This is a genomic window from Agrobacterium sp. ST15.13.015 (assembly GCF_027871645.1).
GTDB classification, from domain to species: domain Bacteria; phylum Pseudomonadota; class Alphaproteobacteria; order Rhizobiales; family Rhizobiaceae; genus Agrobacterium; species Agrobacterium leguminum.
Genome location: NZ_JAQAHF010000004.1, coordinates 402,852 through 413,802, shown reverse-complemented (window position 1 = coordinate 413,802; position 10,951 = coordinate 402,852). Strand labels below are relative to the sequence as shown.

The 10,951-nt window shown below is 61.1% G+C and carries 9 protein-coding genes and 1 pseudogene; 4 read left to right on the top strand and 6 right to left on the bottom strand.

Annotation, left to right across the window (positions count from 1 at the left end):
• A pseudogene (locus PIB16_RS09240) lies at window positions 1-175 on the top strand (IS4 family transposase); the annotation flags it as partial.
• Between the two features lie 117 nt (window positions 176-292).
• On the opposite strand, the gene ilvN reads toward PIB16_RS09240, so the two are convergent.
• Complete coding sequence (ilvN, locus tag PIB16_RS09235; protein ID WP_003522378.1) at window positions 293-865, bottom strand: acetolactate synthase small subunit; 573 nt, start codon at window positions 863-865, stop codon at window positions 293-295.
• A 19-nt stretch (window positions 866-884) separates the two neighbouring features.
• Window positions 885-2,678: an acetolactate synthase 3 large subunit gene (locus PIB16_RS09230; protein ID WP_035239227.1), complete on the bottom strand. Its 1,794-nt coding sequence runs from the start codon at window positions 2,676-2,678 to the stop codon at window positions 885-887.
• A 382-nt stretch (window positions 2,679-3,060) separates the two neighbouring features.
• Between PIB16_RS09230 and PIB16_RS09225 the strand changes: the two genes are divergently transcribed.
• Window positions 3,061-5,070, top strand: a complete 2,010-nt coding sequence (locus PIB16_RS09225; protein ID WP_271045480.1) for an ATP-binding protein — start codon at window positions 3,061-3,063, stop codon at window positions 5,068-5,070.
• A gap of 9 nt (window positions 5,071-5,079) precedes the next feature.
• Here PIB16_RS09225 and miaA read toward each other — a convergent pair whose 3' ends face one another.
• Complete coding sequence (miaA, locus tag PIB16_RS09220; RefSeq protein ID WP_271045479.1) at window positions 5,080-5,976, bottom strand: tRNA (adenosine(37)-N6)-dimethylallyltransferase MiaA; 897 nt, start codon at window positions 5,974-5,976, stop codon at window positions 5,080-5,082.
• Between miaA and serB the strand changes: the two genes are divergently transcribed.
• Together serB and PIB16_RS09210 are read left to right on the top strand one after the other, a co-directional pair.
• Entirely contained in the window at window positions 5,975-6,865 is an 891-nt protein-coding gene (gene serB, locus PIB16_RS09215; RefSeq protein WP_271045478.1) for a phosphoserine phosphatase SerB, read from the top strand. The two genes, miaA and serB, sit on opposite strands and share 2 nt — an antisense overlap.
• Window positions 6,862-7,425: a GNAT family N-acetyltransferase gene (locus tag PIB16_RS09210; RefSeq protein ID WP_065655842.1), complete on the top strand. Its 564-nt coding sequence runs from the start codon at window positions 6,862-6,864 to the stop codon at window positions 7,423-7,425. The genes serB and PIB16_RS09210 overlap by 4 nt, the downstream gene beginning before the upstream one ends.
• Before the next feature lie 25 nt (window positions 7,426-7,450).
• Here PIB16_RS09210 and PIB16_RS09205 read toward each other — a convergent pair whose 3' ends face one another.
• From PIB16_RS09205 to hflC, 3 genes are all read right to left on the bottom strand, one after another.
• Window positions 7,451-8,200 (bottom strand): SDR family oxidoreductase, encoded by a 750-nt coding sequence (locus tag PIB16_RS09205; protein ID WP_080856553.1) that lies wholly within the window; start codon window positions 8,198-8,200, stop codon window positions 7,451-7,453.
• 90 nt (window positions 8,201-8,290) lie between these two features.
• Window positions 8,291-9,835 (bottom strand): Do family serine endopeptidase, encoded by a 1,545-nt coding sequence (locus PIB16_RS09200; RefSeq protein ID WP_271045477.1) that lies wholly within the window; start codon window positions 9,833-9,835, stop codon window positions 8,291-8,293.
• A 192-nt stretch (window positions 9,836-10,027) separates the two neighbouring features.
• Complete coding sequence (hflC, locus tag PIB16_RS09195) at window positions 10,028-10,951, bottom strand: protease modulator HflC (protein WP_020812048.1); 924 nt, start codon at window positions 10,949-10,951, stop codon at window positions 10,028-10,030.

The window sequence follows — 10,951 nt, the reverse complement described above, 5'->3', positions numbered from 1 at the left end:
CCTGCTCCTGCGATTGGCGCAGGCTGACCAGAAGACCGTGCCAAGCCCACTCGCCTTCGCCAGGCTGGTACGCGCAAACCTCATGCACCGGCGACGCACCGATCGGCTTCTCGACCCGCCACCAGACAAACCCACAAACCAAAACCAGATGGCCTTCCAATGGCCGCAAATTTAAACCGGACAGTCGTGGGACAAGCCCGAGCATGACGAAAGAGAGCTTTCAAAACCTTTCCAGGTCTAACCCACAGCGAACCGCAGGCTGTATCGAAGGCAACGGCTCCGGATATGGAGGTTACATCCCCTGCGGGCCGCGATTCATCGCCGCGATACCGGTGCGGCAAATCTCGATCAGGCCGAGCGGCTTGATGATCGCCACGAACTGGTCGATCTTCGACGACTTGCCGGTGATCTCGAAGATGAAATGCTCCACCGTCGCATCCACCACCTTGGCCTGAAACGCATCGGCAAGGCGCAGCGTCTCGGCACGGTCCTCGCCGGAACCGGCGACCTTGATGAGCGCCACTTCGCGCTCGATAGGCCGCTCCTGCCCGAGTTCGCGGGCGCGAACGGTGAGATCGAGAACCCGGTGCACCGGCACGATGCGCTCAAGCTGGGCCTTGATCTGCTCCAGCACGATGGGCGTGCCGCGCGTGACGATGGTGATGCGCGACAGATGCGCCTCATGTTCCGTTTCCGAAACCGTCAGGCTCTCGATGTTGTAGCCGCGGCCGGAGAACAGGCCGATGACCCGGGCGAGAACGCCCGGCTCGTTGCTGACGAGAACCGACAGCGTGTGGTTTTCAACGGCGGCCGTTTCCTTCTGGATGAAATAGGCCGAGCCGGTGGGTTGTAGGTGTGCGTTCATGTCCTTTTCCTCTCCCGGCTCAGACTAGCTGACGGCCCTTGGCGTCAATGGCGTTGGCAACCGCTTCATCCGTCGCCTCATCCGGCAACAGCATCTCGTTATGGGCTTTACCAGACGGGATCATCGGGAAGCAATTGGCAAGATTGGCGACGCGGCAATCGAAGATGACCGGCTTCTTGACCGCGATCATTTCTGCAATCTTGTCGTCCAGTTCCTTTGGATCGTCGCAATACATGCCGACCGCGCCATAGGCTTCCGCCAGCTTGACGAAATCGGGCATGGCTTCCGTATAGGAGTTGGACAGGCGGTTGCCGTGCAGCAGCTGCTGCCATTGGCGCACCATGCCCATATACTGGTTGTTGAGGATGAAGATCTTCACCGGCAGACCGTACTGGATGGCGCAGGACATTTCCTGAATGCACATCTGGATCGAGGCGTCACCGGCAATATCGATGACCAGCGCGTCCGGATGCGCGACCTGAACGCCGATGGCCGCCGGCAGGCCGTAGCCCATGGTGCCGAGACCGCCCGAGGTCATCCAGTGGTTCGGCTCCTCGAAGCCGAAGAACTGCGCCGCCCACATCTGATGCTGGCCGACTTCGGTGGTGATGTAGGTGTCGCGGCCCTTCGAGGCCTCATAAAGCCGCTGCAAGGCATATTGCGGCATGATGACATCGTTGGAATTCTTGTAGGCGAAGGAGTTGCGGGCGCGCCAGCGCTCGATCTGCGCCCACCAGTCGGCCGTCTGCGCCTTCTCAACCTTCTTCGGCAGAGCGCGCCACAGGCGAACCATATCTTCCAGAACATGGCTGACATCCCCGATGATCGGCACGTCGACGCGAACCGTCTTGTTGATCGAGGACGGATCGATATCGATATGGATCTTCTTCGAATTCGGCGAAAACGCATTGATGCGGCCGGTAATTCGGTCGTCGAAACGCGCGCCGACGCAGACCAGAACGTCGCAATCATGCATCGTCATATTGGCTTCGTAGGAACCGTGCATGCCCAGCATGCCGAGCCAGTTCTTGCCGGAAGCCGGATAGGCGCCGAGACCCATCAGCGTCGAGGTGATCGGGAAGCCGGTCAGCTCCACCAGTTCGCGCAGCAGCCGGGTTGCCTCCGGACCGGAATTGATGACGCCGCCGCCGGTATAGAAAACCGGCTTCTTCGCCTTCGACATCAGGTCGATGGCGGCATGAATGGCGTTCAGATCGCCCTGAACCTTCGGCTTGTAGCTCTCGTGCTGGGTGGCGGCGGAGGGCGGCGTATAGGTGCCGGTGGCGAACTGGATGTCCTTCGGAATATCGACGACGACAGGACCGGGACGACCCGTCTGCGCGATACGGAAGGCTTCATGGATGATGCCCGCCAGCTCGTTGACGTCCTTGACCAGCCAGTTGTGCTTGGTGCAGGGGCGCGTGATGCCGACGGTATCGCATTCCTGGAACGCGTCGGAACCGATGAGCGTGGTGGGGACCTGACCGGACAGGCAGACGAGCGGAATGGAATCCATCAGCGCATCCTGCAGCGGGGTGACCGCATTCGTCGCACCGGGTCCGGATGTGACGAGCATAACGCCAACTTTGCCGGTGGAGCGTGCATAACCTTCGGCCGCATGGCCAGCGCCCTGCTCGTGGCGCACGAGGATATGCTGGATGTCTTCCTGCTGGAAAATCTCGTCGTAGATCGGAAGAACGGCACCGCCCGGATAACCGAAGATGTGCTCGACGCCATTGTCCTTCAGCGCCTGCAGAACGATCTCCGCACCTGTCATGCGATTGCTGTTTTCCGTATTGTCCTTATCCGTCATTGCCTGTTTCCATCCCGCTTTGGCTTTGGATATCGAGGAGCCCGAGGGCCTGTTTGAAGACATAAAAAAAGGCCCCTAGAGGAGCCTCGTTCAGCGCATGGGTGCTTTCGCCGGATGGTTACACCATCCTGCCCATGCGCCGTCCCACCACGATAAGTACGTTAAGATTTTTCATGGGCCGGAGTGTTAGCCACAAAAGCCCCAGCCGTCAACGCATATTGCAGGAAAAAATCGCCGTCGCCTTCTTTTATTACCTGAAAGGCTGCTTGCGCGAAATTTTCGAACGCAGCCGATACACATGTTGTTAAGCATAATCTTTTAATATCGAGAACGCAGATACTGCCCGAACCACCGCGATCATCCGCATGTACCGGGAAAAAATGTGAGTAACGACACGTTTCATAGTGCGTCCCGCATGGACGAAAACGAACGGCGATCCGGCCAGCAGCCGGCGAACCGCATGCTGGGCCGCGTCATCGCCTGTAACGGTGCGCATGCCACCATCGCCGCCGAAACGGAACCTGGCACCACCGATGTCTCGCAGCTCTGGTCCGTCGGACGCCTGATCTCCATCGAGATGGGTACGAGCCGTGTCGCAGCGCTGGTTTTTTCCATGCGAACCGGCGAGGACTACTGGGCGGCGGACAGGCCGAACAGGCTGCTGGTCGAGGTTGAACTGATTGGCGAAGTCTATCGCACCGAGGATGGCAGCGAGCGCTTTTCCACCGGCATCTCCCGTTACCCCTATCTGGGTGCGGTGGCGCATCGCATCCGCACCAGCGATCTTGCCAAGATTTACGACAGCGGCAAGCGCGACGCCTGCACGATCGGCAGGCTGACGCAGGACGATACGATCAACGCCACCATCAGCATTCCCCAGATGCTTTCCAAACATTTCGCCGTCGTCGGCTCGACGGGCGTGGGCAAGACCACCGCCGTCTCGCTGCTTCTGAACAAGGCGATCGAGACCGACCCGAAGCTGCGTGTCCTCATTCTCGATCCGCATAATGAATTCGCGGCCGCCTTTCCCGATCATTCGGTCGTCATCGACACCGATACGCTGGATCTTCCCTTCTGGCTGATGCGCCTTGAAGAATTTGCGGAAGTGATTTTCCGCGGACGCAAACCCGTGCCGGAAGAAATGGATGTCCTTCGCGACCTCGTTCCGGAAGCGAAAAAGGCATTTCGCGGCACCGATGGTTCCGCCGTGCGCCGCACGTCCGACAAGAGCGCGATCACGCCGGATACGCCGGTGCCCTATCGCATGGCCGATCTCCTCGCTCTCATCGACGAGCGTATCGGCCGGCTGGAAGGGCGTGGCGAAAAACCAGCGCTGCGCTCGCTGAAAGGCCGCATCCTCTCGGCCATCAACGACACGCGCTACAATTTCATGTTCTCCAGCAATACGATCAGCGACACCATTCTGGAGACGGTCGCGCATATTTTCCGCATTCCCGGGGAAGGCAAGCCGATTTCGGTGTTCCAGCTGTCCGGCATCCCCTCCGAAGTGGTGAATTCGGTGGTCTCCGTCCTGTGCCGCATGTCCTTCGAACTGGCGGTGCTGGCGCGCGGCTCGCTGCATATGCTTGTCGTCTGCGAGGAAGCGCACCGTTATGTACCTGCCGACCCCGAGCGCGGCTTTTTCCCCACCCGGCAATCCATTGCCCAGATCGCCAAGGAAGGCCGTAAATACGGCATTTCGCTCGGCGTCATCAGCCAGCGGCCAAGCGAGCTGGACCAGACCATCCTGTCGCAATGCTCGACCGTTTTCGCCATGCGGCTGTCGAACGAGATCGACCAAAAGATCATTCTCTCCGCCGTACCGAACGCATCGACCTCGACCACCACCTTTCTGTCTTCCATCGGCAATGGCGAGGCCATCGCCTTCGGCGAGGCCGTCAGTGTACCGATGCGCATGCGTTTCGACCGCGTGGCCACGGCCAAATTGCCGAAAGCAAGCGGCACCATCAGCCATACGAACCATGAAACCCCGGACACGGTCGATCTGAACAACATCGTCACCCGCATGCGCGCCACGGCCAAGCCTGTCATCACCGGCTTCCAGCAAAGCGTCGAAGCAGCCTTTTCCGATCTACCGGAGCCGGCAGCCGCACCACAGGAGACGGACGACATCGACCGCTGGAAGCGGGAACTGGGAACGGCCGCACCGGAGGGATACGAGCCCTACCGCCCGGACATGCTGCCTGGCCGCACGCTCTCCCCATCGCCAAATCCGGCGACACCCGATGCCGCCTCCGGCGCCGTCAACGAATTGCGCAAGGCGAGTTTCCAGATGCAGGCACAGAATGGCCCACCGCCCGGCGATGCACGTCCTTCGCTCCGCGAAAGCCTGCTGAAGAAACCGCTCGGCAGTCTCTACCGGAAAGACTGATGGGCGCTCTCACGGCTGGATACGTGTCCAGTCGTCCCCCATCTGGTTGCGAAACCAGGTCATCTGCCGTTTGGCATATTGACGGGTCGCGGCCGCCGATTTTTCGATGACCTCCGCCTCGCCGATGCGCCCGGCCAGCATATCGGCGATCTGGGCAACGCCGATCGCCTTCATTGCGGTGGCATCGGATGCGAGGTTGAGCGCGAGAAGCGCCTCCACCTCCTCCACCGCCCCGCTATCCATCATCATCTCGAAACGCCGGTTGATGCGGTCATGCAGCACCGGCCTTTCCGGCAGGACGACGAATTTTTGCGCCCGGTCGGGATCGACGATCATCGGGCCGCTGGCGCGCTGAAAATCCCGGATCGACTTTCCGGTCGCCTTGAGCACCTCCAGCGCCCGGACGATACGCTGGCCGTCTCCCGGCTGCAGCATATCCGCCATGGCAGGATCGTGCCGTGCGAGTTCCGCATGGAGCGCAGCCGCCCCCTCCCCGATCAGCCGGGCGCGCAGCCCATCGCGGATGTCATCGGGAATGGCGGGCATATCGGAAAGCCCACCCGTCAGCGCCTTGAAATAAAGCCCCGTACCGCCGACGATGACGGGCAAACGCCCCTGCCCGCGCAAATCCGCAAGCAGGGCAGAAATCTCCCGCAGCCATTCGCCCGTTGAATAGAGGCTGCTCGCCGGCACATGGCCATAGAGAAGATGCGGCACGCCCTCCATCTCGTCTTCGGACGGCCGCGCGGTCAGCACCCGCAGCGTGTCGTAAACCTGCATGCTGTCGGCATTGATGACGACGCCGTCCCGCTCCCGCGCCAGACGAAGCGCAAGCGCGGACTTGCCGCTTGCCGTCGGGCCGGTTATCAGGATCGCATCAAAATTCTCATCAAGGTTTTTCATCATGGCTCTCGTTGCCACGCTTATCGCCAATCCGTCAAATCCTGTTCTGACACCGGCCCTCGGCGAGGCGGCCGCAAAGGCCGTCAACGCATCGGGCCTTTATTGGCTGGCCGATGGCATCGCCTGCGATATCGCCCTGCCTTCCGGCACCGCAGCCGAGCAGGCTCGCAGTGCCATTGCAGCCGAGCTTGTCGGAAAACCGATCGATATCGTCATCCAGGAACAGGATCAGCGCCGCAAGAAACTGCTGATCGCCGATATGGATTCGACCATGATCGGCCAGGAATGCATTGACGAGCTGGCCGCCGAAGTCGGGCTGAAGGAAAAAGTTTCCGCTATTACCGCCCGCGCCATGAATGGCGAGATCGCCTTCGAACCTGCATTGCGGGAACGTGTGGCGCTGCTGAAGGGCCTGCCTGTCTCGGTTATCGACGATGTCATCGAAAAGCGCATCACGCTTACCCCCGGCGGCAGGGAGTTGATCGCCACCATGAAGGCCAAGGGCTATTATACCGCCCTCGTTTCCGGCGGCTTCACCGTCTTCACCGGCCGTGTCGCCGCCATGCTGGGTTTCGATGAGGACCGCGCCAATCTGCTCGGCGAAGCCAATGGCGAACTTGACGGCACCGTGGCCGAACCCATCCTCGGCAAACAGGCCAAGGTGGATGCGCTGAACGATATTGCCGCAAGGCTCGGCATCTCGCCGGAAGAGGCGATGGCGGTCGGCGATGGCGCCAACGATCTCGGCATGCTGCATCTCGCCGGCGCAGGCGTTGCCCTGCACGCCAAGCCGGCCGTGGCCGCCGAGGCGCAGATGCGCATCGACCATGGCGACCTGACGGCGCTTCTCTACATCCAGGGCTATCGCAAGACGGATTTTGTCACTCCATGATCATCCGAGAGACGCCACGACTCATTCTGCGCGAGTGGAAGGAGAGCGACCGTGACCTGTTCCGCGAAATCAACGCCGACGAAAAGGTCATGGAGTTTTTCCCCTTCCGCCGCAGCCATGCGGAAGCGGACGCCGTGCTGGAAACCATCAACGGCATGATCCGCGGCAGCGGCTATGGCTTTTATGCCATGGAGCTGCGTGAAACCTGCGAAGTCATGGGCTTCTGCGGTATCTCCCCGGTCATGAACCTCGATCCCCCCTTCCCGGTCGGCACCATGGAGATCGGCTGGCGGCTCGCCACCCGCTTCTGGGGCCACGGCTATGTCACGGAAGCGGCGCAGTCGCTGCTCGTCATGGCCTTCGATGAAAAGGAAACGCCGGAAATCGTCTCCTTCGCCGTCCACGACAACCACCGTTCGACGGCGGTGATGGAGCGCATCGGCCTGAAGCGCGATCCTTCGCGCGACTTCGACCATCCGCGCGTGCCGGAAGACACACATCCGCATCTGCGGCCGCACGTCACCTATGCGCTGACGCTGGAAGAATGGCGGGCGCGATAAGACACCTGCCCGCCGGTTCCCAAGGTCATTTCACCGCGGCATTGCCGCCATCGGCGAACAGAGCGGCACCGGCGACGAAGCTCGCCATGGGGCTCGCGAGGAAAAGCGCTACCCGCGCAATTTCCGGCGGCTCAGCGATACGTTTCATCGCATGCAGGCCGGCGGCCCATTCCTTCTGGGCGTCGTCTCCCGCAGCAGCTGTATCGACCCCGCCGGGCAGCAGCGCATTGGCGCGAATGCCTTTGACCGCATAATCGGCGGTGATGCCTTTCACCAGCCCCATCAACCCCGCCTTGGCCGCGCCATAAGCCGCCATGCCCGGTATGCCGGCGCTGGTGCCGACAAAGCTTGAGGTAAAGACGATGGAACCGCCACCCCGCATCAACATCGGCGGAATCTGGTAACGCGCGCCCAGAAAGGCGGAGGTGAGATTGACATTGAGCGCATGATCCCATTCCGCAGGCGAAATCTCCGCCAGCGGTTTCATGGCTCCCACCGCTCCGGCATTGTTGACGCCAATATCGAGGCCACCGAAGACGCTTATGGCCGCATCCGCCAACCGGGCATGGGTTTCGGCAATACCGGCATCGCCGGCAACCGTGTGGACGCAACCGCCGGCCTCACGAATGTCTGCGGCAACCTCATGCAGGGCCTTTTCGCCGCGCGCATTGATGACAACGGCCGCACCTTCGGCGGCAAACAGCATTGCCGTCGCCCGACCGATGCCGGATGACGCGCCGGTGATGATGGCAACCTTGTTTTCGAGTAATTTCATATTCTTGGCCTCCGTTCGATGGAGACCAAGAATTAGAGAGCGGCCGGGATCACAACCACCCGATTCCTGCCTGACCGGGCGGAAAACGCCTTATTCCAGCGGCAGCGCCACGACGCGCAGATTGCCCTGCGCATCGGCCACCATCATATGCGCATTCTTGCGGCCTTCGGATTTCAGGCCGTTGACGCGCACCAGCACGTCGCCCGGCACTTCCATGAAGTCCTGCCCGACCTCGACGATGATATCGCCGGCCTTCATTCCCTTCTGCTCGGCGGGCGAACCCGGATCGACGCTCGCCACCAGCACGCCTTCGACGCTTTCGGCAATGCCCTTTTCGGTGCGCAACTCGTTGCTCAGCACCACGAGATTCATGCCGAGCACGCTTTGCGGCGCCTCGCGCACTTCCGGCGTCTGGTCCTGCGCCTGATCGTCGGCGCCGCCATCATCTTCCGGGGCAACCACACCGCCATCGCCATCTTCACTCTGCTGATCTTCGGCCGGGGCCTTTTCGTCGGTCGTATCCTGCAATTGCCCAAGCTTGACCTTGACGGTTTCCTCCTTGCCGTCTCGCAGGATTACCACATCGACCTCCTTGCCGACCGGGCTTTCCGCCACGATCCGCAAGAGGTCGCGCATTTCATGAATATCCTTGCCGTCGAATTTCAGCACGACATCGCCGGCCTGGATCGGGCCGTTCTCTACCGGTCCGCCCTTGGCGACGCCGGAAATCAGCGCACCCTTGGCGCTGTCCATGCCGAGGCTTGCCGCCACATCGTCGGTGACGGGCTGGACACGAACGCCGAGCCAGCCCCGGCGCGTCTCCCCGAACTCGATGAGCTGCTGGACGATATTTTGGGCAAGCTCCGTCGGCACGGCGAAACCGATGCCGATCGAACCGCCGCTCGGGGAAATGATCGCCGTATTGATACCGATAACCTCACCCTTCATGTTGAAAAGCGGACCGCCGGAATTGCCCTTGTTGATGGCCGCATCCGTCTGGATGAAATTGTCATAGGGACCGGCATTGATGTTACGCCCGCGCGCGGAAATGACACCCACTGTCAGCGAGCCGCCAAGCCCGAAGGGGTTGCCGATGGCCATCACCCAGTCGCCGATGCGCATGCTGCGCGAATCGCCGAACTTGACGGCCTTCAGCGGCGTTTTCGGCTCCACCTTCAACACCGAAAGGTCGGTCTTGGTATCGGTGCCGACCAGCGTCGCCTTGAGCTTCGAGCCGTTCGGGAAAATCACCTCGATAGCGTCGGCACCCTCGATGACGTGGTTGTTGGTGACAACGTAGCCGGCCGGATCGATGACAAAACCCGAGCCCAGTGAACTCACCTTTTCGCCGCCTTCCGGCTTCTGGCTGTCGAAGTAGTCCTTGAAGAATTCCTGGAACGGTGAACCTTCCGGCAGCTTTGGCGGAACGGGCCCTTTGCCCTCGGTCTTGACGTTCTGCGACGTGGAAATATTCACGACCGCATCGAGAAGCGGCTCGGCGAGATCTGCCACCGATTCCGGCCCATGGCTCTGCGCTCTCGCAGCAACCGGTGCCGTCAGGCTGCCTGCCACAAGCGCGATGCCCGCGACTGCGGCGATGCTGCTGCGAAAAGGCGAAAGAAGGGTCACGGCCATAAGCGTCCTCGCGTTTCAAATAGTCTTGCCCTGCATATATCGGCAAAGCATAAGGCGGAATGATGAAGTGTAAAAATACCTTTTCGTGAACAGGCGGGAGACGCCTTGCCCTTAGCCACAGCATTGGCACGAAAACGGACCAAAAAGAAAGGGCCGGTAAAACCGGCCCCTCCAAAATCATTTTTTCCGCTATCAGTTCGCCGGCGCTGGCGCAGGGGCAGCCGGAGCGGCAGGGGCCGCACCGTCGATATTGTTGAAATAACGGAAGAAGGTCGAGTCCGGAGACAGAACCAGCGTCGTGCCGTTGCCGTTCAGCGCATTGGCATAGGCCGACATGGAGCGATAGAACTCGAAGAAGTTCGGATCGCGCTGGAAAGCCTCGCCGAACACCTTGTTGCGCTCCGCATCGCCTTCACCGCGCAGCACTTCGGACTGACGGCGGGCGTCGGATTCCAGTTCGACGACCTGACGGTCGGCGATGGCGCGGCGACGCTGCGCCTCTTCGTTACCGCGGGCGCGGATCAACTCTGCCTCGGCCAGACGTTCCGACTTCATGCGCTCGAAGGTCTGCTGCGAGACTTCCTGCGTCAGATCGGTACGGCGGATGCGGACATCGACGATGCTGATACCGAGCGATTCCGCATCGGGACGCAGATCATCACGTACTTCCTGCATCATCGATGCACGGGCGTCCGAGAGCGCCGATTCGAAGCCGCGCAGACCGTAGACCCGGCGCAGCGAGGCGTCGAGACGGGTACGCAGGCGCGATTCCGCCGACATCTGGTCACCCGAGACCGTCTGCCGGAAGCGGCGCGCATCCGTGATGCGATAGACCACGAAGGCATCGACCTCATAGAACTTGCCGCCGGAAACCTGAACGCGAATATTGTCGTGATCGAAGCGCAGCGCCCGGTTCTCGATATATTGCACCCGGTCGGCATCCATGAAGGCGAAGGGCAGCTTGAAATAGAGGCCCGGCGCGGTTTTCACATCCTGGATTTCACCGAAGCGGACGACAATGGCCTGCTGGCGCTCGTTGACGACGAAGATCGACGAGTAACCGAGGAAAAGCACGACGGCGAGGCCGACGAGAATGGCAGAAAGACGGTTACCCAT